The organism is Dyella soli (genome assembly GCF_054482295.1).
Map to the genome: position 1 here is coordinate 331,797 of NZ_JBTFFU010000004.1, position 23,378 is coordinate 355,174.

At 66.4% G+C, this 23,378-nt stretch carries 16 protein-coding genes and 1 rRNA gene; 10 read left to right on the forward strand and 7 right to left on the reverse strand.

Annotated features, from left to right (window positions below; all coding sequences use genetic code 11):
- The first annotated feature begins 173 nt into the window (after window positions 1–173).
- The 6 genes from mnmG to ACXU4B_RS17905 all read left to right on the forward strand — a co-directional run bounded on the left by mnmG (window position 174) and on the right by ACXU4B_RS17905 (window position 10,134).
- Window positions 174–2,048 carry a tRNA uridine-5-carboxymethylaminomethyl(34) synthesis enzyme MnmG gene (gene mnmG / locus ACXU4B_RS17880; protein ID WP_131412962.1) on the forward strand — a complete coding sequence of 625 codons (1,875 nt, stop codon included), beginning with the start codon at window positions 174–176 and terminating at the stop codon, window positions 2,046–2,048.
- 75 nt (window positions 2,049–2,123) lie between these two features.
- Window positions 2,124–2,912: an RDD family protein gene (locus ACXU4B_RS17885; RefSeq protein WP_131412960.1), complete on the forward strand. Its 789-nt coding sequence runs from the start codon at window positions 2,124–2,126 to the stop codon at window positions 2,910–2,912.
- Window positions 2,913–3,055: 143 nt separating this feature from the next.
- Window positions 3,056–4,267 carry a winged helix-turn-helix domain-containing protein gene (locus ACXU4B_RS17890; protein ID WP_131412958.1) on the forward strand — a complete coding sequence of 404 codons (1,212 nt, stop codon included), beginning with the start codon at window positions 3,056–3,058 and terminating at the stop codon, window positions 4,265–4,267.
- Between the two features lie 492 nt (window positions 4,268–4,759).
- Complete coding sequence (locus tag ACXU4B_RS17895) at window positions 4,760–5,521, forward strand: winged helix-turn-helix domain-containing protein (RefSeq protein ID WP_165583252.1); 762 nt, start codon at window positions 4,760–4,762, stop codon at window positions 5,519–5,521.
- A gap of 90 nt (window positions 5,522–5,611) precedes the next feature.
- The gene (locus tag ACXU4B_RS17900; RefSeq protein WP_131412954.1) at window positions 5,612–7,954 is read left to right on the forward strand and encodes a Tex family protein; all 2,343 of its coding nucleotides are present in this window, start codon (window positions 5,612–5,614) and stop codon (window positions 7,952–7,954) included.
- A gap of 155 nt (window positions 7,955–8,109) precedes the next feature.
- A complete protein-coding gene (locus ACXU4B_RS17905; protein ID WP_131412952.1) occupies window positions 8,110–10,134 on the forward strand; it encodes an autotransporter domain-containing protein in 2,025 nt (674 codons plus the stop codon).
- A 75-nt stretch (window positions 10,135–10,209) separates the two neighbouring features.
- Here ACXU4B_RS17905 and ACXU4B_RS17910 read toward each other — a convergent pair whose 3' ends face one another.
- Window positions 10,210–11,094 (reverse strand): YbaY family lipoprotein, encoded by an 885-nt coding sequence (locus ACXU4B_RS17910; protein ID WP_131412950.1) that lies wholly within the window; start codon window positions 11,092–11,094, stop codon window positions 10,210–10,212.
- A 214-nt stretch (window positions 11,095–11,308) separates the two neighbouring features.
- Window positions 11,309–14,200 (reverse strand): TonB-dependent receptor plug domain-containing protein, encoded by a 2,892-nt coding sequence (locus ACXU4B_RS17915; RefSeq protein ID WP_131412948.1) that lies wholly within the window; start codon window positions 14,198–14,200, stop codon window positions 11,309–11,311.
- Window positions 14,201–14,529: 329 nt separating this feature from the next.
- On the opposite strand from ACXU4B_RS17915, the gene ACXU4B_RS17920 reads away from it, so the two are divergent.
- The gene (locus ACXU4B_RS17920; RefSeq protein WP_131412946.1) at window positions 14,530–15,096 is read left to right on the forward strand and encodes a helix-turn-helix domain-containing protein; all 567 of its coding nucleotides are present in this window, start codon (window positions 14,530–14,532) and stop codon (window positions 15,094–15,096) included.
- A 73-nt stretch (window positions 15,097–15,169) separates the two neighbouring features.
- On the opposite strand, the gene glyS is transcribed toward ACXU4B_RS17920, so the two are convergent.
- Both glyS and glyQ read right to left on the reverse strand, forming a co-directional pair.
- On the reverse strand, window positions 15,170–17,320 hold the full coding sequence (gene glyS, locus ACXU4B_RS17925) for a glycine--tRNA ligase subunit beta (RefSeq protein ID WP_131412944.1): 2,151 nt from the start codon (window positions 17,318–17,320) through the stop codon (window positions 15,170–15,172).
- Window positions 17,317–18,228 (reverse strand): glycine--tRNA ligase subunit alpha, encoded by a 912-nt coding sequence (gene glyQ, locus ACXU4B_RS17930; RefSeq protein ID WP_019463905.1) that lies wholly within the window; start codon window positions 18,226–18,228, stop codon window positions 17,317–17,319. The genes glyS and glyQ overlap by 4 nt, the downstream gene beginning before the upstream one ends.
- Before the next feature lie 94 nt (window positions 18,229–18,322).
- On the opposite strand from glyQ, the gene ACXU4B_RS17935 reads away from it, so the two are divergent.
- The 3 genes from ACXU4B_RS17935 to ACXU4B_RS17945 all read left to right on the forward strand — a co-directional run bounded on the left by ACXU4B_RS17935 (window position 18,323) and on the right by ACXU4B_RS17945 (window position 22,107).
- Window positions 18,323–20,134 carry a GspE/PulE family protein gene (locus ACXU4B_RS17935; protein WP_131412942.1) on the forward strand — a complete coding sequence of 604 codons (1,812 nt, stop codon included), beginning with the start codon at window positions 18,323–18,325 and terminating at the stop codon, window positions 20,132–20,134.
- 44 nt (window positions 20,135–20,178) lie between these two features.
- On the forward strand, window positions 20,179–20,901 hold the full coding sequence (locus ACXU4B_RS17940) for a glutamine amidotransferase (RefSeq protein ID WP_131412940.1): 723 nt from the start codon (window positions 20,179–20,181) through the stop codon (window positions 20,899–20,901).
- A gap of 81 nt (window positions 20,902–20,982) precedes the next feature.
- Window positions 20,983–22,107, forward strand: coding sequence for a hypothetical protein (locus tag ACXU4B_RS17945; protein WP_240734182.1), 1,125 nt, complete (start codon window positions 20,983–20,985; stop codon window positions 22,105–22,107).
- A gap of 8 nt (window positions 22,108–22,115) precedes the next feature.
- Here the strand turns inward: ACXU4B_RS17945 and ACXU4B_RS17950 are convergent, their stop codons facing one another.
- The 3 genes from ACXU4B_RS17950 to rrf form a co-directional block, all read right to left on the reverse strand.
- On the reverse strand, window positions 22,116–22,439 hold the full coding sequence (locus ACXU4B_RS17950; protein WP_131412938.1) for a DUF1820 family protein: 324 nt from the start codon (window positions 22,437–22,439) through the stop codon (window positions 22,116–22,118).
- A gap of 9 nt (window positions 22,440–22,448) precedes the next feature.
- The gene (locus ACXU4B_RS17955) at window positions 22,449–23,132 is read right to left on the reverse strand and encodes a rhomboid family intramembrane serine protease (RefSeq protein ID WP_131412936.1); all 684 of its coding nucleotides are present in this window, start codon (window positions 23,130–23,132) and stop codon (window positions 22,449–22,451) included.
- 170 nt (window positions 23,133–23,302) lie between these two features.
- Window positions 23,303–23,378: ribosomal RNA gene (gene rrf / locus ACXU4B_RS17960) — 5S ribosomal RNA — on the reverse strand; the annotation flags it as partial.

Genomic DNA, 23,378 nt, shown 5'->3' on the forward strand with positions numbered 1-23,378 from the left:
CCCGGCACGCAACCGAACCCCTGTCGTTCGATCTCGGCGCGCGTTGCCGCGCAGCTTCTGCCCGTGGAAAGTGCCTGATTTGTGAAGCAGGAAGCGTGCCAGCCGCTGGCGCCGTCCGCTGGCGTTACCATAGCGCCGCATTTGGTCCATTCCTGCGCTTTCGGGGCAGTTTCATGTTTCATCCGACCCACTACGACGTCATCGTGATCGGCGGCGGCCACGCCGGCACCGAAGCCGCCCTGGCCTCCGCCCGCACGGGCGCGCGCACGCTGCTGCTCAGCCACAACATCGAGACGATCGGCCAGATGAGCTGCAATCCGGCCATCGGCGGCATCGGCAAGGGTCACCTGGTCAAGGAGATCGACGCCCTGGGCGGTGCCATGGCGCGCGCCGCCGACCGCGCCGGCATCCAGTGGCGCACCCTCAATGCCTCCAAGGGGCCGGCCGTGCGCGCCACGCGCTGCCAGGCCGATCGCGCGCTGTACAAGGCCGCCATCCGCCAGATCGTGGAAACGCAGCCGAACCTGCAGCTGTTCCAGCAGGCCGTGGATGACCTGATCCTGGAAGGCGGGCGGGTGACCGGCGTGGCGACCCAGATGGGCCTCCGCTTCCACGCCCGCGCCGTGGTGCTCACGGCCGGCACCTTCCTGGCAGGCAAGATCCATATCGGCCAGGCGCAATACGCCGGCGGGCGCGCAGGTGACCCGCCGGCCAGCACGCTGGCGCAGAAGCTGCGCGAACTGCCGGTGGCCGCGGACCGCCTGAAGACCGGCACGCCGCCGCGCATCGACTGGCGCAGCATCGACTTCGCCGGCCTGGAAGAGCAGCCCGGGGACGATCCCGCGCCGGTGTTCTCGTACCTCGGTTCGCGCGCCGAGCACCCGCGCCAGGTCAGCTGCTGGATCACCCACACCAGCGAGCAGACGCACGAGCTGATCCGCGGCTCGCTGGACCGCTCGCCGATGTACAGCGGCCAGATCGAGGGCATCGGCCCGCGCTACTGCCCCTCGATCGAGGACAAGGTGGTGCGCTTTGCCGAGAAGACCTCGCACCAGATCTTCATCGAGCCCGAAGGCCTCGACACGTTCGAGGTCTACCCCAACGGCATTTCCACCTCGCTGCCCTACGACGTGCAGCTCGCGCTGGTGCATTCGATCAAGGGCTTCGAGCACGCGCACATCACGCGCCCCGGCTATGCCATCGAATACGACTACTTCGACCCGCGCGGCCTGCATCCGTGGCTGGAGACCAAGAGCATTCCCGGCCTGTATTTCGCAGGCCAGATCAACGGCACCACCGGTTACGAGGAAGCGGGCGCGCAGGGGCTGATCGCCGGCCTCAACGCCGCGCTGGCGGTGAAGGGCAGCGCGCCGTGGTACCCGCGCCGCGATGAAGCCTATGTCGGCGTGCTGATCGACGACCTCACCAGCAACGGCACCATCGAGCCGTATCGCATGTTCACCTCGCGCGCGGAGTACCGCCTGCATTTGCGCGAAGACAACGCCGACCTGCGCCTCACCGAAACCGGCCACCGCCTTGGCGTGGTGCCGCAGGCGCGCTACGACGCCCTGCGTGCGAAACGCGACGCGGTGGCGCAGGAGACACAGCGCCTCGGCGCGATCTGGGCCGCGCCGGCCAATACGCTGGGCGCGACCATCGAGCGCCAGCTTGGCATCACGCTCAGTCGCGAAACCAATGCGCTCGACCTGCTGCGCCGACCCGAGCTCGACTACGCGATGCTCACGTCGGTCGACGGCATCGGCCCTGCCGTCGTTGACGAGCATGTCGCCGCGCAAGTCGAAGTGCAGACCAAGTACGCCGGCTACCTGGATCGCCAGCGCGACGAGATCGAGCGGCAGCGTCGCCATGAGTCGACGTCGATTCCGCCGGGCTTCGACTACGACAAGGTGCGCGGCCTCTCCGCCGAAGTGCTGCTCAAGCTCAAGCGCTCGCTGCCGGAAACCATCGGCCAGGCGGCGCGCATCAGCGGCGTCACGCCCGCGGCGATTTCTTTGCTGCTCGTCCACCTGAAGCGTCACGCGGCCTGATCCGCACGCCGCGCGTGAATGCGCGCACCCGTGCATGGCATCATGGGCGACGTCGACTAGCGGAGCCATGGATTTATGGAAGTTTGGATCGGACGAGACGGCGAACGCCATGGCCCCTACCAGGAGGCCGAGGTTCGCCAGTGGCTGCGCAGCGGCGAGGTCAGTGCAAGCGACCTCGGATGGCACGAAGGCCTGACGGACTGGCAGCCGCTGTCGACGCTGTTTCCCGAAGAAGTGCGTGCCGCGGCACCGCCCGCGTTCACGCCACCGCCACCGCCACCGATCGCACCAGGCGCATCGGGGCGTGCCGACGCTTCCGCCGCCGCACTCGCCGACTACGCCGGCTTCTGGAAGCGCGTGGCGGCATACGTGCTTGATGCCATCGTGCTGTGGATTCCCAACATGCTGATCAGCGGCATGTTCGGCGCCAACAAGGCGGCCGAATCCTACCTGCAGGCCAAGCTGGCTGCCGGCACGGACCCGCAGCTTGCCATCGAGGCGTTCAACAACTACTTCCATGCCCTCGGACCGGCCCTGCTGGCGCAGACGGTGCTGACCTGGCTCTATTTCGCCCTGTGCGAAAGCTCGCCCTGGCAAGCCACGCTCGGCAAGCGCGCACTCGGCATCCGCGTGACCGGTATGGATGGCCAGCGCATCAACTTCATGCGTGCCACCGGGCGTTACTTCGGCAAGCTGCTCAGCGCCTTCATCCTGTGCATCGGCTTCCTGATGGTGGCGTGGACGCAGCGCAAGCAAGGTCTTCACGACCTGCTCGCACAAACGCTGGTGCTCAATGGACGACCGGGTGAAAGCGAGCTGCGCCGGCCATCCACCGGTACAGACCACGGATCGTTCAACGCCTGACGCCAGCGCGCCAGGGGTTCGATGAAAGGCCGCGACGTCGTCATGCGTCGCGGCTTTTTTTTTGCGTATAACGTCTGACGGATGGCGCTTTTTCCCACGGCGCGCATGCTTGCACGCTCAGGGAGCCTCCGTCGGTCGCCGACATGACCCAGAGCGAGCCCGTGATCCACTGGGTCTACCAGTGCGATGACATCATCGTCGAGCCACATGCGCATCGGCTCGAGCGCGCGCATCAAACCATCCCGGTAGAGCCCAAGGCTTTTGCCGTGCTGGTCGCGCTGATCGAGAACGCCGGCGAGGTGGTGGACAAGAACACCCTGCTCGACGTCGCGTGGGGCCATCGGCATGTCACGCCCGGCGTGCTCACCCGCGTCATCTCACGGTTGCGCCAGGCGCTTGGCGACTCGGTCAGCGAGCCTCGCTATATCGCCACGATCCATACGCTTGGCTATCGCTTCATCGGCAACGTGCAACGCCGACAGGCAAGCGCGGAGACACCTGGCCTTCCATCGGTGCTGCCTGCTGCCACAACGATGCCGGAACCGGCGGCGATGCCCGATGCCCATCGCCCACGCGCCTTCACAAGGCGGTCACGGGCGCGGCTCGTCGCATGGGCCGCCTTGGTGGCCGCCCTGAGCCTGCTGATTGCCATGAGTCGCTTGCACGTGGCCCGCCAGAAAGACGATCACGACTTCGACGCCGACCTGCGCAGCGCCATGCTGATGCAGGAGCTGGGGCGTGGCGCCGAAGCACACGAGCAACTGGCGCAGATGCAGGCCGATTACCTCGACCAGCCAGCCATGCTGCGTCGCGCCTACGAGGCAGACGCCGAGATCTACATGAATGATCGACAGTATGCACTCGCCGAGCATGCCTTCAGCCGCGCCCTGCAGGTGATGCCCGATGAACCGGCGCTGCTCTATGGCCGTGGCCTGGCCTATGCCGCGGAAGGCAAGACCGACCAGGCCCTGGACGACTTCCGCCATTTGCTGGCGCTGAAGCCGGGCGATACCGACGCCAGCAATGCGCTCGGCTACGCGCTGGCCGATGCCGACCGCGATCTGCCCGAAGCGCAGCGGCTGATCGAGGGGGCACGGGCGGCCCGGCCGGATGATTCGGCGATGGACGATTCCTGGGGATGGCTGCAATACCGCCTGGGTCACCTGGAACAGGCGGAGCAAACCCTGCGCAGCGCCTGGGCGGCACACAAGGACGCCGATGTCGGCGTGCATCTGGGCGAGGTGCTGTGGAAGCAGGGGCGGCAGGACGATGCGCAGCGCGTATTCGATGAAGTGCGCAGGATCGACCCGCAAAACGCCACCCTCCACCACACCCTCAAGCGCCTCAATCCATGAGGCTTTTCATGCGAATTTCCGCGGCGGCCTTTTCGCCGCCCTGCTCACTGCCGACGATGCCACGGCGTTGCGGCGCGACCTGGCGGGACTGCTCCGGCCGCCGACACGGCGTTCGAGCCGCCGCAGCAACGGCTCGACCCGCGGCTGGAACCCGAGCGGGGACACATGGGGAGCGTTCCCGCGCTTCGGTGATTGGATGTAGGGAATGCCTGATGAGGCGCTCATTCCGCGGGATACATCACGCGCTTGAAGCCCGCGCTGAACGCTGCTTTCACGCGCTGAAGCCATGCAGGTATCAAGGCCGCTGTACGGACAGCAAACGCGGTCGCGCGACTCGACCGGATGACAAATGGACACCGCATCGACTGTGGCATGCGCACTATGCATGCACCGGTGCGCGCAGGGCAGGCACCTTATGACCTCTGGCGGATGTGCGTCCCGCCCGCATGGCGCATGCTCCCCATTACAGGGGGCCGCGTAACAGGCAAGGTCATGGCCCAGTACCCACCTGACAGCGGCTGGATCTATCAATGCGACGACATTGTTGTCGAGCCGCGCGCCCATCGCCTCGAGCGAGCGGGCGAAACCGTCTCGGTCGAACCGAAGGCTTACGCCGTTCTGGTCGTGCTGTTGCAGCAGGCCGGCGAGGTCGTCGGCAAGAACGAACTGCTCGACGCCGCCTGGGGTCACCGCCACGTCACGCCGGGCGTACTCACGCGGGCGGTTTCGCAGCTGCGACATACGCTGGGCGACTGTGCCGGCCATCCGCGCTACATCGCCACCGTGCACAGCCTGGGCTATCGATTCATCGGCGACGTGCGGCGCGTGGCAACTACTGTCGCGGCAGCCGAACCCGCGCCCGAAGTTGAAGCCCTGGAGCCTGCCAGCGAACCCGCGCCGCAAGCCGTGGCCCCGGCGCCGCCCGCGAAGCCCCCGGCGCGGCCCGAGCCATGGATTACCCGGTGGCTGGCCGCCGCCATCACGTTGGTCATGATCGTCGCCACGCTCGCCGTCGTGCTGTGGCACCCGCCGCACGACCACCTGTCCACACCGCGCATGACGCCGCAGCCGGCGCTGGTGCTGATGCCCTTTGCCCACAGCCCGGATGCGCACACCCTGCGGCCCCGGCACTGGCCACGCACCCGGCGCATCGCCACGGACTACCAGCCTGACCGCGACAGCGAGGCCACGGAAGCCCGTGCCGCCGGCTTTCTCACGATCGGTCCGGACCATGGCCCCGCCGCGCGGGAATGAGCTCAGGAACGTCTTGCTATCATCGACCGTTCGGCAGGCCGCCCCGGTGCCCTGCCGTCATGTCGAACGCACAGGAATCGTTTCAGACTCATGCTCAGCATCGAACAACGTATTGCCCAGGACATCGCCGCCAAGCCGGAACAGGTCCACGCCGCGGTGGATCTTCTCGACGGCGGCGCCACCGTGCCGTTCATCGCACGCTACCGCAAGGAAGCCACCGGCGGCCTCGACGACACCCAGCTGCGCCTGCTCGAAGAGCGCCTGCGCTACCTGCGCGAGCTGGAGGAGCGCCGCAGCGCGATCCTCGCCAGCATCGAGGAACAGGGCAAGCTCAGCGATGCGCTGAAGGGCGAGATCCTCGGCGCTGACACCAAGGCGCGCCTGGAAGACCTCTACCTGCCGTACAAGCCCAAGCGTCGCACCAAGGCGCAGATTGCCCGTGAAGCGGGCCTGGAGCCGCTGGCCACCGGCCTGCGCGACGATCCCTCGCGCTCGCCTGAAGAATTCGCCGCTTCCTTCGTGGATGCGGACAAGGGCGTGCCCGACGCGCGCGCCGCGCTCGACGGCGCCCGCGCGATCCTGATGGAAAGCATCGCCGAAGACGCCGGCCTGCTCGGCGAACTGCGCGACTGGCTGTGGGACAAGGGCCAGATCCGCGCCAAGGTGGTGGAAGGCAAGGAGAACGAAGGCGCGAAGTTCCGCGACTACTTCGACCACATCGAGCCGATCGGCAAGATTCCCTCGCATCGCCTGCTCGCGCTGATGCGCGCGCGCAACGAAGGCGTGATCGAACTGGAACTCGCGCCGAACGTCGATGCCGAGCAAGGCCACGTGGAAGGCGAAGGGCGCGTGGCGTCGCACGCCGGCATCGTCAATCGCGGGCGTGCCGCCGATGCGTGGCTGCGTGAGACCGTGCGCCTGACCTGGCGCGTGAAGCTGCACCTGCATCTCACGCTGGACCTGTTCGGCCGCGTGCGCGAAGGCGCGGAAGACGAAGCCATCCGCGTGTTCGGTGACAATCTCAAGGACCTGATGCTGGCCGCACCGGCCGGCGCCAAGACGGTGATGGGCCTGGACCCGGGCATCCGCACCGGCGTGAAAGTGGCCGTGGTCGATGCCACCGGCAAGCTGCTCGCCACCGACACGATCTACCCGCATGAGCCGCGCAGGCAGTGGAACGAATCGCTGGCCTCCTTGGCGCGATTGTGCCAGAAGCATGGCGTGGACCTGATCGCCATCGGCAACGGCACGGCCTCGCGCGAGACCGACAAGCTGGCTGGCGAACTGATCAAGGGCCTGTCCAGGACGCATCCGGACCACAAGCTCTCGAAGGTTGTGGTGAGCGAGGCCGGCGCCTCGGTGTATTCCGCCTCGGAAACCGCCGCCCGGGAATTCCCGGATCTGGACGTGAGCCTGCGCGGCGCGGTGTCGATCGCACGCCGCCTGCAGGATCCGCTGGCCGAACTGGTGAAGATCGAGCCAAAGTCGATCGGCGTGGGCCAGTACCAGCACGACGTGAACCAGGTGAAGCTGGCACGCGCACTGGATGCGAAGGTCGAGGATTGCGTGAACGCGGTCGGCGTGGACGTGAACACCGCCTCGGCGGCGCTGCTGTCGCGCGTGGCCGGCCTTTCCGCCAGCGTGGCCGAGAACGTGGTGAAGCATCGCGATGCCAACGGCCCGTTCGCCAACCGCAAGGCGCTGCTGAAAGTGCCGCGCCTGGGCGACAAGGCGTTCGAGCAGTGCGCGGGCTTCCTGCGCGTGCCCAGTGGCGACAATCCGCTCGATGCCAGTGCGGTGCATCCGGAAGCGTACCCGGTGATCGAACGCATCATCGCCCAGTGCGGGCGCGAGGTGCGCTCCATCATCGGCGACGCCACGTTCCTGCGCGGCCTCAAGGCCGAGCAGTACACCGACGAGAAGTTCGGCGTGCCGACCGTGCGCGACATCCTCAAGGAGCTGGAGAAGCCTGGCCGCGATCCGCGTCCGGAGTTCGTCGCCCCGAGCTTCGCCGAGGGCGTGGAAGACCTGAAGGACCTGCGCCCCGGCATGGTGCTGGAAGGCCGCGTGACCAACGTGGCGGCGTTCGGCGCCTTCGTCGACATCGGCGTGCACCAGGACGGCCTCGTGCACGTCTCGGCGCTGTCGCACACCTTCGTGAAGGACCCGCGCGACGCGGTGAAGGCGGGCGACATCGTCAAGGTGAAGGTGATGGAGGTCGACCTCCCGCGCCAGCGCATCGGCCTGTCCATGCGCCTGGACGACGAACCGGGCCAGCAAGCCCGCGGCGGTCGCCCGGCCGGCGGCGACGACACCCGCAACGGCCCGCGCGACGGCCGCGGACCGCGTCCGGGCGGCGGCGCGCCCAAGCCCACGCCGGCACCGGCCAACAACGCCTTCGCCGATGCGCTGTCGCGTGCCATGAAGCGTTGAGCCCCCAAGCGCCCGCGCCGCTCGGCGCGGGCGCCAGCACGGTCACCTGACAGGGCAAGGCGCCGCGATGCGGCGCAGCATGCGCTTACGTATGGGCATGCATTAACGTAACGCCGGAATAACAAAGACCATCCCGGTCCAGGAGCGTTACCACCATGCCCCGCATTCGTCTCATGGCAGGCGCCATCACCGCCGCGCTGCTTTTCAGCTCGACCGCCTTCGCGGCCAATTCACCTTTCAGCAACGTCTACGTCTTCGGCGACAGCCTGAGCGACGCCGGCAATATTTCGCTGGCCACCAACCCGGCCATCCAGCCGCCGCTCGAGTTCACCACCAACCCGGGTGCGGTGACCGTGCAGAACGTGGCCAGCCACTACGGTCTTCCGCTGACCGCATCGCTGGGCGGCGGCACTGACTTCGCCTGGGGCGGCGCCGGCGTGCTGAACAACTCGCCGGGCACCCCGGCGGGCGTGCCGACCATCACCACCCAGGTGGCTGCCTACCTGGCCGCAGGCAAGGTCGACAGCAAGGCCCTCTATTCCATCTGGGGCGGCGCCAATGACATCTTCTACTCCGCCACCGCGGCCGGCGCAGGCGCCACCGCGCAGCAGCTGATCCAGCAGAACGTGGCCGCGCAGATCGCGCAGCTGCAGGCCGCTGGCGTGCCGCCGGCACAGATCGCCGCGCTGACCCCGACCATCACCCAGCAGGTCACCGCCGCCGTCACCCAGCAGGTGCTCGCCGCCGCCGGCGTGTCGGGCTTCCAGACGGCCGCCCAGGCGCAGGCTTCCATCGCCGCCGCCGCGCAGCAGGAAGTGAAGCTGATCGGCCAGCTGCAGGCTGCCGGCGCCAAGAACATCCTGGTGTTCAACCTGCCCAACATCGGCCTGACGCCAGCGGCTGCCGAGCAGGGCGCCTCCGCCGCCGCTTCGCTGACCGGCCTGAGCCTGATCTTCAACGGCCAGCTCAACGCCGGCCTGTCGACGCTGGGCAAGGGCATCGTTCCGATCAATACGTACAGCCTGTTGAACGAAGTCATCGCCAACCCGGCCGCCTACGGCTTCACCAATGTCACCAACGAGGCCTGCGGCGTCGGCTCCAGCTCGGTGGCCTGCGGGCCGCAGGGTTCGGGCCTGCCGTATACCTATGCGCCGGGCACCAACAAGACCTACCTGTTCGCCGACGGCGTGCACCCGACCACCGCGGCGGACGTGATGCTGGGCCAGTACGTGGTGTCCGTGCTCAGCGCCCCGGGTTATGCCTCCTTGCTGGCCGAGGCGCCGCTGGCATCGATTTCGGCGCAGAACCGCGCGATCCGCAACCAGATGCTGGCCGACGGCCAGGGCAGCGACACCCGCGTGTTCGCCAACATCGATTACGGCGACCAGCGTTTCGACGCCAGCAGCAGCTCGCCCAAGACCACCAGCAACAACGTCAACCTGACCGTGGGCGCCGACGTGCGCTTCAACGACAGCCTGTCGGGCGGCATCGCCATGAACGTGGGTCAGCACAACGCTGATTACTCGGGCGGCGGCGGTTACAAGCTGCAGGACGTCTCCGGCCTCGGCTATGTCACCTATCACCAGGGTGGCGGTTATGTGGGCGGCTATGTCGACTTCGGCCAGGACAACTTCTCCGACATCGAGCGCCGCATCCAGCTCGGCGCGGCCCAGCGCTCGGAGACTGCCAAGGCTGACGGCAACCACGTCGGCGGCGGCGTCACGGGCGGCTGGTGGTTCGACATGTCGAGCCTGCGCACTGGCCCGTTCGCCACGTTCGAATGGCAGTCGGTGAAGGTCGACAGCTACAGCGAAAGCGGCAGTGACAGCAGCGCGATGTGGTTCGGCAAGCAGCAGCGCGATGCACTGATTTCCACCCTTGGCTGGCGCCTGCAGGGGCATTGGCAGGCCGCTGGCATGATGCTGTCGCCGTACGCCGAACTGGCCTGGAACCATGACTCCAAGGCCGACGCGCGCGAAGTCACCGCCGGCCTCAATGGCATGCCCGGCACGTTCAGCATGGTCGGCTTCACGCCCGACAAGACCTGGGGCAGCGCCGACCTTGGCGTGAGCGCAGATTTCAGCCAGACCGTGACCGGCTGGCTGGGCTACAGCGGCCGCTTCAGCGACAACAGCCAGAAGTACAACAGCGTCAACCTGGGTGTGAAGGTCGCCTTCTAAGGCGCAGCTTCTGCCAAAAAAAAGCCGTCCGAGTCATCGGACGGCTTTTTTCATGCCCGCAGGCGAAGGGCGGTCTTACTTGCCCTTGCCGCCCGTGGCGAGATTGAGGATCGACTGGCCCTGCTTCTGCAGGCTCGCGGCGTCGTCATCGCTCAGCGCCGAAGACTTGCCACCGGCTTCCGTGGTCTTCAGCACCAGCTGGCCGTCCTGGTTCCAGGCAGCGCGGTTGGTGGCGCTCGGCTTGGCGTCCTTGCTGGACTTCTTCTGCTGCACCACGACCCACGGCTTGCCGCCCTTGTAGGCGTAGTCGGTGCTGGTGAAGCCCTGGTCGCCGTAGTCGACCTGCTCGCGGATGAACTTCACTTCACCGGCTTCGCGGAACACCTGCCAGCCACGCGACACCTTGTCTTCCAGCTTGGTGCCGTTGCTGATCTTCATGCCGCCGATCTGCTTCTGGACGGCCGTAAACGCAGCCAGTTCCTTTTCACCGGCGGTCTGCTGGGCAGCCAGCTGGATGCTCACCTGGGTCGGTGCGCCGTTGGTCAGCACGGTGCTCTGCAAGGGCGGCGTGTAGTGGCGGTCGCCGTCGATCAGCTCGGCCTTCAGCACGTAGGTGCCGGACGGGTTCACATCAGCCGGGTTGAATTCCACTTCGAAGGACAGCGGGAAGGTATTGGCCGAGTCGACCGTCTTGGTGGCCAGCGGCGTGGCGTCCTGTGCCGCGACGTCAATCAGCGTCAGCTGCAGCTTGGCTTCCGGCGACACCTGCGGGTTGTCGCGCAGCGTGACCGAGCCGGTGATGGCGTTGGCCTTGGCGGGAGCAGCGGCCGTAGGAGCGGCCGACGGCGCTGCCGCCTCGCTGCCCTGCGTGGTGGCGCCCTGGGAGGAATCGGAAGAATTGCCGCAACCGGCAAGAGCCAGTGCCGCGACCGACATCAGCGACCAAACCAACCTACGCATGGGAAAACCTCTATCGATTGTCAGGGCTTAGCGCGAGAACCAACAGGCGCCCAACACGCCTCGACTCACACGGGGGAAGCTCTCAGGATAGCCCAAAGGGTAGTCCAAGTAAAAGTTTACGCCATTCGCAGGCGTATGCATTGGGCGACTGATACAGGAACGAAACAGGGCGGCCCGTTGCCGGACCGCCCTGCCAGGGCAACGCCAGTAAAGCTTAGAAGCGCTGCGTGTACTTCAGGTAGTAGAAGCGACCGATGTCAAAGCCGCCGTAGTACACGAACGAGCTGTTCGGCTTGGAGTACATGATCGGACCCTGGCGGTCGAACACGTTGTTCGCACCGACCGAGACCACGCCCTTCCACGGCATCGTCCAGCGGAACTGCACGTCGTTGAAGGTGGTGGTACCGACGTGGCGCATCGGCTGCGCGCCGTAGAACGGATCGATGTGGTTGGGTTCGTTGCACTCGCCCATCGCCACGCTCACGCACTTTTCCGTCATGCCGGAGTAGTAGCGCATGGTCCAGGTGGCACCGAAGATGCCGCGCGTCCAGTCCAGCGAGAGGTTGGAACGCACGCGGAAGTTCGCACCCATGCCGGTGAACGGCTGCACCTTGGTGGTCGGGTTGTTGTCCGACTTGATGTTCAGGTAGTCGACGTAGGTGGTGTTCCAGCGAGCCTGGAACTGACCGACCGGAGCGATCGAGAACTTGTAGTTCACGCCGAAGTCGTAACCCGCCGTCTCTTCCCAACCCTTGTTGGTCAGGCCGTAGAACATGCTGGTGATGACGCCGGTGGCCGGATCGCGGCTGAAGCCCGAGCAACGCGACGAGATGCCGGCCTGGTAGCAGTCGTCGAGGATGTTCTGCACGGTGTCGGTGCTGATCACGTTCTCGATGCGGATCTTGTACCAGTCAAGCGAAACGTCGAAACCTTCCAGGTAGTTCGGGCTGTAGATCAGGCCCAGCGTACGCGTGGTGGCGGTTTCCGGCGTCAGGTTGGAGTTCGAGCCGTTGGTGAACTGGTAGTTCGTCTGGCAGGGATAGGTGGTGCAAGGCAGCAGCGCCTGGCCCAGCTGGACGAAGTTGGCCGCCACCGGCACCTGGCCACCGAAGCCGCTGGCGCAACGTGCCGCCACCGCCGGGTTGCCCTTGGCCGCACCGCTCTTGGTATCGCAGGGATCGATATAGGACTCGAAGCTGCTGCCGGTGCCGCCGTACAGGTCAGAGATGGTCGGCGCGCGGAAACCCTGCGCCCAGCTGCCGCGCACGAGCAGGTCGTCGATCGGCTTCCACTTGATGCTGGCCTTGCTGTTGGTCGTGCTGCCGAAGTTGTCGTACTTGGAGTAACGCGTGGCGGCGTCGAGCGAGAGCTCGCGGGCCATCGTCATGTCCTTCAGGATCGGCACGTTGAACTCGAGGTAAGCCTCGTCCACCGAGTACTTGCCCTTGGTGGTGGTCGCCGCCAGACCCGAGCTCAGGCCCGCCTGGTTGAAGGCGTCCGGCACGAAGCGGCCGTCTTCCTGGCGATGCTCCACGCCCGCTGCCACGCCGAGGTCGCCGGCCGGCAGGGTGAACAGCGTACCGGCGATGTTGGCCGTGTAGTCCGTCGTGGTGGTCTTGCCGGTGTCATGGAACTCGGGGAACAGGTACGCCTGCAGGGCCGGATCGGCCAGCGAGCCGTTGCCGGCCTGGCCGTACGGCAGCAGCGGGTTCCACGGCACGCAGCCGGCGATCGGGTTGGCTGCAGTACCGCAATGCACCTTGCCGTCCGAGCCCAGGAAGGACGGGCCCAGGGCCTTGCCGGTGGCGATCAGGCTGAAGTCGCCGTGCCCCGTCTTGGTCATGTTGTTGCGGTTGGTCATCGCACCCGCATCCCAGTTCCAGGTGCGGCCGCCAACCTCGAAATAGCCCTCGAAGCCCGCCGTCCAGCGATAGGTCTCGAGCTCGCTGTTGGTGGTGCGCGGCATCTCCCAGCCACGGCGTGCAAACTGCAGGTCACGGCCGAGCGGGTTGAAATAGCTCTGGCCCGACAGCGGCGTCTTGGGATTCCAGGCGCTGGACTGGTACGGGTAACCGGCGATCTGCTGCTCGGTGCTGCGCTTGTTGTAGAGCGCATCGGTCTTGAACGCGATGTTGTCGCTGACGTTGTACTTGCCGGCGACGAACAGCGAGGTGCGCTCGGTGCCGGTCTGCAGCGTCATCTGCTGGTTGGAGTTCGCGAACTCGGCCGAGGTGATCGGATGGTAGTTGGCGATGTTGCGCGGATCGGTGCCATGCGTGAGCGTGCAGCTCGCATTGGCGCCGTTCGGGCCGCAGGGGCCAGTGAAGGAGCCGTTCTGGCTGACGCCGCTCCAGCCCGCGGTCGGATGGAACGGACCCGCCGGGTAGGCGCTGAATTCACGATCCTTCGCCCAGACCGGATCGTCCTTCTGGTACTGCGCGCTCAGCATGATCGAGCCGCGGTCGTTGGCGGTACCGAGCGTGAAGTCGTAGCTCTGGTTCTTGCCGTCGGCCTGGTCGTACTGGCCGACGTAGGCGTTCGCTTCGGCGCCCGTGAAGTTGCTGCGGGTGATCACGTTCACCACGCCGGCGATGGCGTCCGAACCGTAGATCGACGAGCCGCCGTCCTTCAGCACTTCGATGCGCTCGATGGTCGACACCGGGATCTGGCCGAGGTCCTGCAGGCCGGTGGTGTTGGCACCCAGGCGCTTGCCGTTGACCAGGATCAGGGTGCGGTTGGGACCGAGGTTGCGCAGGTCGACGTAGTAGCCGCCCACGTCTTCACCGGACGACAGCGCGTTCGCGCGGCTGATCGGCGGCGTGCCCACTTCGGTGAGGTTCTGCAGAATGTCGGCGACCGAGGTGAAGCCCTGGTTCTCGATCTGCTTGCGGTCGATCATCACCACCGGCTGGGCGGTTTCGATGTCGACGCGCGGGATGCGCGAACCAGTCACGGTGACCGTATCGAGCCGCTTGGCATTTTCCGTGCTGGCCGGACCGGAGGCGTCTTGCGCCAGCGCGGGAGCAACGGCCATAAAAGCACCTACGGACAAGGCCAGACGCACGGCAACCGTAAGTTTGTTGTCGATATTCTTGCGGAACTGCATGTTTTCTCCCCGATCAAAGAACGCCGGCCCCAACCGGTCGTCGTGAAACCTGCCTTGCATCGCAAGTCGCAGGCCCCGGAGGCGTTGCGCCGCCGGGATTTTCTGTCTGCCAGCTGAATGCACCGGCAATTTTGTGATTACCAATCAACGACAATTGCGTTTGTTGGTTCGGTAGAAGTTGCCCCCGTGGACAAAAAACTACCAAGAACTTGCGAACCTATAGAAAGATTTTACGTGTGTCAACGCTTTGCTAACACTTGCTTCACGCTGACATTTCGAAATCGGGTTCACGCTCCCCCCAACGTGTTGCCATCTGTCAGGAAACTGCGATGAACATGCAAAAAATTACGCCCGCTGAGTCGGCAGGGACCTTCGCTGATCGCATCAAAGTGCTGATCCAGCGGGTGGGCAGCGTCACCGAGATCGCCCGTATGTGCGGTTTCTCCGAGGGCGTAGTGCGCAGCTGGCGCGACGGCAATACCGACCCCTCCCGCGCGCGCTGCGTAACCCTGGCAAGGACGCTGGGTATTTCGCTGGTCTGGCTGGTGGCCGGCGAAGGCCAGATCCAGGCCGATGCCATCGCCTCGGGCGAGGAACTGCCGAACGCCGAAGCCGCCGCCAATCGCCACCGCTCGAAGCTGCGCACGGCGGCAGACACCTTGCACGCCAGTGGCATGGCGATGGACCCGCAACGCCTGAACACCGCACTGCGCATCCTGCAGTCGGAGCTGGATCTGGCCGAGAGCCGGCTCACCCTGGCAGACAACGCGGACATGCTGGCCGATCTGTACGAGATCCTCGGTCCCGGTGGCGCGGACGTCGACGCGACGGCGATGGTGACCTTCAACCAGCGCCTGCATGAGCGCGTGAAGCGCGGACGCCAGGCCGTCGCCTGACACGCCTGGCCTTGTGCAGATAAAAAAACGGCAGCCGATGGCTGCCGTTTTGCTTTGCTCCGACGCCTGGCCGCTACAGGCGGGCGATATCGGCGATGGCGCCGAACTGTGCCTTGAGCTGGCCAAGCAGGGCGAGGCGATTGGCCCGCACCGCCGGGTTCTCCGCATTGACCAGCACGCTGTCGAAGAACGCGTCCACCGGCGCCTGCAGCTGGGCCAGTCGGGTCAGCACGGCCGCGTAGTCACCCTGCTGCAACGGTGCAGCCGTATCGGCCCGCGCGCCATCCAGCGCGGAAGCCAGGGCGCGTTCGGCGTCCGTCTCGAAATGGACCGGATCCACCGTGGTGCCGATCGCCGGCGCGCCCGCCTCTTCCGCCTGCTTGCGCAGGATGTTCGCCACGCGCTTGTTGGCGGCGGCCAGACTCAGTGCCTCGGGACGACGACCGAACTCGGCGACGGCGCGCAGGCGCCGGTCGAAATCGACCAGGCTGGCGGGCGACACTGCAAGCACGGCCTCGAACTGCTCGCCGGTGAAACCCTGCTCGGCGTAGTAACCGCGCAGGCGCTCGAGCACGAAGTCGACCAGTTCAGCGACGAGTGCGGCACGACGCTTGCCCGCCTCCAGCACGGGTGCCTTGCCGTCCTTGCCGGGCTTGAGGCCGGCCGCCAGCGCAGCCTCCGGCAACAGTTCCAGCGCCTCGACGAAGCTGCCGCGCAGGTCCAGTTCCAGCCCGCCCTCGACCAGCGTGCGGGCCAGGCCCAGGGCGGCACGGCGCAAGGCGAACGGATCCTTGTTGCCGCTGGGCTTGAGGCCCACGGCGAAGATGCCGGCCAGCGTGTCCATGCGATCGGCGACGGCAAGCACGCGCCCGACCGGGCCGGCTGCGATGGCATCGCCGGCAAAACGCGGCTGGTAGTAGCTGTCCAGGGCCGCGGCGACGTCCGCCGACTCGCCGTGGTGCGCCGCGTAGTAGCGGCCCATCACGCCCTGCAGTTCGGGGAACTCGCCCACCATGCGGGTGAGCAGGTCGCACTTGCTGAGCGCGGCCGCACGCGTCGCTTCACTGGCATCCACGCCCACGCGGTTGGCGATGATGCGGGCCAGTTCGGCCACGCGCACGCTCTTGTCCCACAGGCTGCCCAGCGCCTGCTGGTAGGTCACGTTCTTGAGCTGGTCCTGGTAGCCGGCCAGCGGCGTCTTCAGGTCCTCGTCCCAGAAGAACTTCGCATCGGCGAAGCGCGGACGGATCACGCGCTCGTAGCCCTTGCGGATTTCCGCCGGCTGCTTGCTCTCGATGTTCGCCACGCCGATGAAGTGCTCGGTGAGCTTGCCCTGGTCATCGAACACCGGCACGAACTTCTGGTTGGTCTCCATGGTGGTGACCAACGCTTCCGGCGGCACGGCGAGGAATTCACTGTCGAACCTGCAGGCGATCGCCATCGGCCATTCGGTGAGGTTGGCGATCTCGTCCAGCAGTGCGTCATCCAGCTGCGGCACGCCGCCGGTTTCCTTGGCCGCACGCGCGACTTCGTCGCGGATCTTCTGGCGACGCTCGGCGGGATCGGCCAGCACGCGGGCCGCACGCATGGCGTCATACCAGCTGTCGGCGTCCACCACGTGCACGGGTTGCGGGTGCATGAAGCGGTGCCCGCGCGACTTGCGGCCGCTGGCAAGACCCAGCACGTTGCCGTCGATGATGTCCGCGCCGTGCAGCATCACCAGCCAGTGCACCGGACGCACGAAGCTGTAGTCGTGGTCGCCCCAGCGCATCGGCTTGGGGATGGGCAGGTTCTTGAGCGCCTCGTCCACGATCTCCGGCAGCAGCGCGGCCACCGGCTGGCCGGGCTTCACCGCGCGGAACACGAACCAGGAACCCTTGTCGGTCTCCAGCTTTTCCAGCTGTTCGACGGTGACACCGCACGACTGCGCGAAGCCCTGCAGCGCCTTGCTCGGCTGGCCTTCGGCGTCCAGTGCGGCATTCACCGCAGGGCCGCGGCGCTCGATGCTCTGCTCCGGCTGGTTCAACGCCACCGCGGGAATATGGACGGCCAAACGGCGCGGCGAGGCATACAGCTTCGCCTGGTCCAGTGCAGCTTCCACGCCACGCCTGGCCAGGCCATCGCACACGCCACGCGCGAACGCGCCGGCCAGTTCATCCAGTGCCTTGGGAGGCAGCTCTTCCGTGCCCAGTTCGATCAACAGCGGCTTGGTGGCGGCGCTCATGCAGCCTGCTCCTTGACGTTCTTCTTCAGGCCCGGGAAGCCGAGCTTCTCGCGTTGCGCCACATAGGTCTCGGCCACGGCGCGCGCCAGCGTGCGCACGCGCAGGATGTAACGCTGGCGCTCGGTCACGCTGATGGCACGGCGCGCATCGAGCAGGTTGAAGGTGTGGCTGGCCTTCATCACCTGCTCGTAAGCCGGCAACGGCAGGCCGGCGGCGATCAGCTTGTTCGCCTCGCCCTCGCACACGTCGAACCAGCGCAGCAGCTCCGGCACGTTGGCGTGCTCGAAGTTGTAGGTGCTCTGCTCCACCTCGTTCTGGTGGAACACGTCGCCATAGGTGACAGTGCCGTGCGGGCCTTCGGTCCATACCAGGTCGTAGACGTTGTCCACGTTCTGCAGGTACATGGCCAGGCGCTCGAGACCGTAGGTGATCTCACCGGTGACGGGACGGCACTCCAGGCCGCCGGCTTGCTGGAAGTAGGTGAACTGAGTCACCTCCATGCCGTTGAGCCAGACTTCCCAGCCGAGGCCCCAGGCGCCGAGCGTCGGCGACTCCCAGTTGTCCTCGACGAAGCGCAGGTCGTGCACCAGCGGGTCCAGGCCCAGCTCCTTCAGGGAACCGATGTACAGGTCCAGGATGTTGTCCGGGTTGGGCTTCATCACGACCTGGTACTGGTAGTAATGCTGCAGGCGGTTCGGGTTTTCGCCGTAGCGGCCGTCGGTGGGACGGCGCGAGGGCTGCACATAGGCCGCTGCCCACGGCTCGGGACCGAGCGAACGCAGGAAGGTGGCGGGGTGGAAGGTGCCGGCGCCAACCTCGGTGTCGAGGGGCTGCAGCAAGACACAACCCTGCGCCGCCCAGTAGCGGTTGAGGGTCTGGATCACATCCTGGAAGGTGCGCGCGGACATGGCTTTCCGTGGGCTTCAATAAAGCGGGTTAGTATAGCCGGGACCGCTTTCGCCGCTGGATTTCGGCGCTGGGTCTCATCGGAGAGATTGCCGCATGGCTGTATCAACGCAATCTGCATCGCTGCTTGCTCGCCGAGGCCGGCTGGCCCTGGACGAGCTGCTCGCCACGCTGGTGGTCGAGGGCTACCTGCTGGCCGAGGACGCCAAGCAGGTGCGCATGGGCTCGCGCAGCGGACGCAGCACGGCCGAACTGCATCCGCTGGTGCTGGTCGCCAATGCCAAGTTGCCCAACCAGCGCGATCCGGGCCGCCCGCTCAGCCTGGAAGGCCTGACCGAATGGCTGGCCGGCCACGCCGGGCTGCCGTACCTCAAGATCGACCCGATGAAGATCAACGCGGCCGTGGTGACCCAGGTCGTGAGCCGCGCCTACGCCGAGCGCCATCGCATTCTTCCCGTGGCGGCGGCGCCCGGCGAGGTGACCTTCGCCACCTGCGAGCCGTTCGACCAGGCCTGGGCCGCCGACCTCTCGCAGATGCTTCGCCGCGATGTGAAGCGCGTGGTGTCCAGCCCGCTGGACATCAACCGCTACCTGCTGGAGTTCTACGGCGTCCAGCGCTCGATCCAGCTCGCCCAGGACGCCAAGGGTTCCGGCTACGACTCCTCCGCGATCCTCAACTTCGAGCAGCTGGTGGAGCTGGGCAAGGGCGGCGAGGTCGGCGCGGACGACCGCCACGTCGTGCACATCGTCGACTGGCTGCTGCAATACGCCTTCGAGCAGCGTGCGTCGGACATCCATCTGGAGCCGCGCCGCGAGACCGGGCACATGCGCTTCCGCATCGACGGCGTGATGCACAAGGTGTTCGAACTGCCACCGCCGGTGATGACGGCCGTGACGGCGCGCGTGAAGATCCTTGCGCGCATGGACGTGGCCGAGAAGCGTCGTCCGCAGGACGGTCGCATCAAGACCCGTTCGAGCTCGGGCCGCGAAGTGGAGCTGCGCATTTCCACCATGCCCACCGCGTTCGGCGAGAAGGTGGTGATGCGCATCTTCGATCCGGACATCGTCGCCAAGGATTTTTCGCAGCTGGGCTTTTCCCCCGACGAGGGCGAAGTGTGGCGCGCCATGGTGGAGCGTCCGCACGGCATCGTGCTGGTCACCGGCCCCACCGGCTCGGGCAAGACCACCACGCTTTATTCCACCCTCAAGCACCTGGCCACGCCCGAGCTCAACGTGTGCACGGTGGAGGACCCGATCGAAATGGTCTCGGTCGAGTTCAACCAGATGCAGGTGCAGCCGGCGATCGACCTGGACTTCGCCGCCGGCGTGCGCACCCTGTTGCGCCAGGATCCGGACATCATCATGGTCGGCGAAATCCGCGACCTGGCGACCGCGCAGATGGCGGTGCAGGCCTCGCTCACCGGCCATCTGGTGCTGTCGACGCTGCACACCAACGATGCACCGAGCGCGGTGACCCGACTGCTGGACCTGGGCGTGCCGCACTACCTGATCCAGTCCACGCTGACCGGCGTGGTGGCGCAGCGCCTGCTGCGCACCTTGTGCCCGCACTGCAAGCAGGAAACCACGCAGGACCCGCACGAGTGGACCGCGCTGACGCATGGCTGGGACGTGCCGCTGCCGGCCAAGGTCTACCGGCCGGTCGGTTGCCTGGAGTGCCGCAACACCGGATTCCTCGGGCGCACCGGCATCTACGAAATGATGCATGTTTCCGGGCGACTGCGTGGCCTGATTTCCTCGCAGCTCGACCTGGGCCATTTTGGTCACGCGGCCCTCGCCGAAGGCATGCGCCCCCTGCGCATCTCCGCGGCAGCGCAGGTCGCGCGCGGCGTCACCACGGTGCAGGAGGTGCTCACCGTGATTCCGCCGATCGAACACGGTTCAGCCTGACAGCGCATCATGACCATTCCACCGCCCAGACTTCGTCGCACAGCATGAAGCCAGTCCTGATCATCCGCACCGGTCGCGCCCCTGCCCCCATCCGTGCACGGCACGGCGATTTCCCCCACTGGTTCCGGCTCGGCGCGCAACTTTCGCGCGAACGCGTGTGCATCGTGGACGTGGAAGCCGGGGAGACGCTGCCTGCGCCGGGAGACGTGGCGGGTGCATTGATCACCGGGTCCGCCGCGATGGTGACCGAGCGTGCCCCATGGAGCGAGCGCACTGCCGGCTGGATCCGCGATGCAATGGATGCAGAGCTTCCGATGTTCGGCGTCTGCTACGGCCATCAGCTGATGTCGCATGCCCTTGGCGGTCGCGTCGACTACCTGCCCGGCGGTCGCGAGATCGGTACGGTGGCGATCGACATGCTCGACAGTGCGACGAACGATCCACTCGCCGGACGCCTGCCCGCCCAGTTCCGCGCACATGCCACGCACGAACAAAGCGTGCTTGAAGTGCCCAGGGGAGCCACCGTGCTCGCCCGTTCCGAGCGCGACCCGCACCACCTGCTGCGCTATGGCCCCAATGCGATGAGTGCGCAGTTCCATCCGGAATTCAACGCGGATGTAATGCGCGCTTATATCGACCGCAAGCATCACGACATGCGCCGCGAAGGCTTCGATCCTCACCACGCGTTTCGCCAGGTCGCTCCGACACCGCTGGCGCGCCGCCTGTTCCGGCAGTTTTCCCGACACCACGGACTCGCGTCCTACTGATCCTCCGGTCACAACCGGGGCCTAGAATGGTCCCGTCGGGCCCGGCCATCCACGCCGTGCCCCTGGCTATGGGCGGGCAACATGGTTCTGAAACAGCCGCATGTCCACAACGCCGCGGTGATCGCCATGCGGCTGGTCGATATCGCCGACACCATCGACCTGACGGCGGCAGAATCCCTGTGGGCCCGCCACGCACGCACGGCCGCCGCCCGCGGCCGCCTGCTCAGCGCACCGCCGAAGGCGATGACGTTCGGCGTGCCACCGGTCGAGCTGACGCTTGAACCGCTGTCCATCGACATCCTCGGTCAGCCGGTGCAGGTGGCTGCCACGGCAAGGCTGTATGAATTCGGCGTGGTGGCGCTGGCCTTGCAGGTGCCGGCGGATGATCTGCCGTGGGTGGACTTCGTCGCACGAATGAACGCGGTGGACGCGACACTGGGCCTTGCCTCCGGCACGCGGATCTGGGACGAACAGGTCGCGCACCTGGCCGACGCCTTGCGCCCCGCGCTGGTGCGGCCGAGCGTGGCACCCTTGCATGAGGACTATCTGCTGGCCCTGGTGCAGGCCATGGATGGCGTCGAAGGCACGTCCATGCTGCACGAGGAAGTCGACCTGGTGCCGCTGTTGTCCGGCGAGTCGCGCCGCCTGTCGGAGCAGGCCCGGAAAGACCTGCTGCGGCAGCGATTCTCCTACTACACCGACGACCTGGTCGTGCTCACCTGGGACCGTGCCTTCATCTACGAACCGCGCAACGACTCGGACGTGGTCGACATCCTGGAGGTTGCCAATGCGCAGCTGCTCGAGCTGCGCTACTACGACGAATTGCTCGATGCCGAGCTGCCGCGCATGTACGACCTGGTGGAGGCGACGCGCAATGTCGCCAATCCCTTCGCGGCGCGACGCTACGCGGATCTCGCCCGCCATCTGTATACGCTGGTGGCCGAAGTCACCGAGATCACGGAGAAGGTCGACAACGCGCTGCAGGTCACCGAGGACGTGTACCTGGCCCGCGTGTACGCATCCGCCCTGGAGCTGTTCCGCGTGCCGCACGTAAGCAAGGCGGTCGATCGCAAGCTGGCGATCATCCGGGACAGCTACGCCGCGCTATACGAAGAGGCCTCGAGCAAGCGCGGCGAACTGCTGGAGCTCGCGATCATCGCGCTGATCGTGGTGGAGATCGTGATCGCGGTGATCCGCCACGTCTAGACGGCTATTCAGCGTCCGCGCGGCGGCATCGGAAATGGCGTGATCTTCTGCCCGTCGCTGGCGTCGCGAATGACCAGCGCGCCCTTGTTCTCGACTTCCTCGATGCGCACGACCGACTGCATCGGCAGGTGCAGCACGCGAGTGTCCTTGAACTCCTCGCGCAGGCGTTCCTCGGTCGGATCGACCAGCAGGCCCTCGCCCACTGGTTCGAACACCAGCTCGCCGACCTCGGTAAATCCCCACAGACTGCTGGATGCCACGTGCCGCGCGTACAGCTCGTAGCACTTGCCCAGGTGCAGAAAGGTCACCTTGTAGAGTTTCTTGTTGCGCATGGGCATATCTTATCCGCGCAGCCGCCGCGCTATCGCATCGCGCGAGAACAGCGCGAACACGATGCCGAACAGGAAGCCTGCAATATGCGTCCACCACACTACGGCGCCGTAGCTCGGGCCGGCATAGGTGAAGAGCAGTTGCAGCAGCACCCAGATGCCGATGAGCAGGAAGGCCGGCATCCGCACGAACTCCAGATACAGGCCCAGGGGCAGCACCAGGCCCAGGCGCGCGCGCGGAAACAGCGCGATATAGGCGCCAAGCACCGCGGATACGGCACCACTGCAGCCAATGATCGGCGAGCGCACGCCGGCCAGCGACAGCGCGCCCACCAGGTTGGCGATGATGCCGCCAAGCATGAACAGCAACAGGAAGCGCACCGAACCCAGCGCGCGCTCCGCCGGCAGGCCGAAGATCACCAGGAACAGCAGGTTGCCCAGCAGGTGGAGCCAGGCCAGATGGATGAACAAGGCCGTGGCCAGGCGCAGCAGCGCAGGATCGTGCAGCTGCGGCAGCACCGGCTGCTTGGCGTCGAAGATATTGGCCGGGACCGTGCCCCACTCGAGCCACATCGATACGCGTTGCGGTGCCGGCATCAGGGCCAGGCCGACGAAACTGATGACGCAGACGATTACCAGCAACGTGGTCGCCCACTGCACATGCCTGCGACGACGGGTTTCGACATGGACAAACACGTGACGGAAACTCCGCGGGAAGGTGGCTCGGTGCGTTTCGCATCATAGGCGATAACGCCGGTCGCGCACGCCCGGCATGAGGGCGGGCCGCTGCGTTGAGCCGCGGGAGATTTTTCGAACGCACAAAGACAAACGCCTTCCCGGATGGGAAGGCGTTTGAGGGATGAAGCCCCTGGCGGTGACCTACTCTTGCATGAAAGCTCACACTACCATCGGCGCAGCTGCGTTTCACTTCCGAGTTCGGGA

Coding starts and splice junctions, on each gene's coding strand:
- mnmG (WP_131412962.1), top strand. CDS start 174: ATGTTTCATCCGACCCACTACGACGTCATCGTGATCGGCGGCGGCCAC.
- ACXU4B_RS17945 (WP_240734182.1), top strand. CDS start 20,983: ATGGTTCTGAAACAGCCGCATGTCCACAACGCCGCGGTGATCGCCATG.
- ACXU4B_RS17900 (WP_131412954.1), top strand. CDS start 5,612: ATGCTCAGCATCGAACAACGTATTGCCCAGGACATCGCCGCCAAGCCG.
- ACXU4B_RS17950 (WP_131412938.1), bottom strand. CDS start 22,439: ATGCGCAACAAGAAACTCTACAAGGTGACCTTTCTGCACCTGGGCAAG.
- ACXU4B_RS17910 (WP_131412950.1), bottom strand. CDS start 11,094: ATGCGTAGGTTGGTTTGGTCGCTGATGTCGGTCGCGGCACTGGCTCTT.
- ACXU4B_RS17920 (WP_131412946.1), top strand. CDS start 14,530: ATGAACATGCAAAAAATTACGCCCGCTGAGTCGGCAGGGACCTTCGCT.
- glyS (WP_131412944.1), bottom strand. CDS start 17,320: ATGAGCGCCGCCACCAAGCCGCTGTTGATCGAACTGGGCACGGAAGAG.
- ACXU4B_RS17895 (WP_165583252.1), top strand. CDS start 4,760: ATGGCCCAGTACCCACCTGACAGCGGCTGGATCTATCAATGCGACGAC.
- glyQ (WP_019463905.1), bottom strand. CDS start 18,228: ATGTCCGCGCGCACCTTCCAGGATGTGATCCAGACCCTCAACCGCTAC.
- ACXU4B_RS17905 (WP_131412952.1), top strand. CDS start 8,110: ATGCCCCGCATTCGTCTCATGGCAGGCGCCATCACCGCCGCGCTGCTT.
- ACXU4B_RS17890 (WP_131412958.1), top strand. CDS start 3,056: ATGACCCAGAGCGAGCCCGTGATCCACTGGGTCTACCAGTGCGATGAC.
- ACXU4B_RS17885 (WP_131412960.1), top strand. CDS start 2,124: ATGGAAGTTTGGATCGGACGAGACGGCGAACGCCATGGCCCCTACCAG.
- ACXU4B_RS17915 (WP_131412948.1), bottom strand. CDS start 14,200: ATGCAGTTCCGCAAGAATATCGACAACAAACTTACGGTTGCCGTGCGT.
- ACXU4B_RS17935 (WP_131412942.1), top strand. CDS start 18,323: ATGGCTGTATCAACGCAATCTGCATCGCTGCTTGCTCGCCGAGGCCGG.
- ACXU4B_RS17940 (WP_131412940.1), top strand. CDS start 20,179: ATGAAGCCAGTCCTGATCATCCGCACCGGTCGCGCCCCTGCCCCCATC.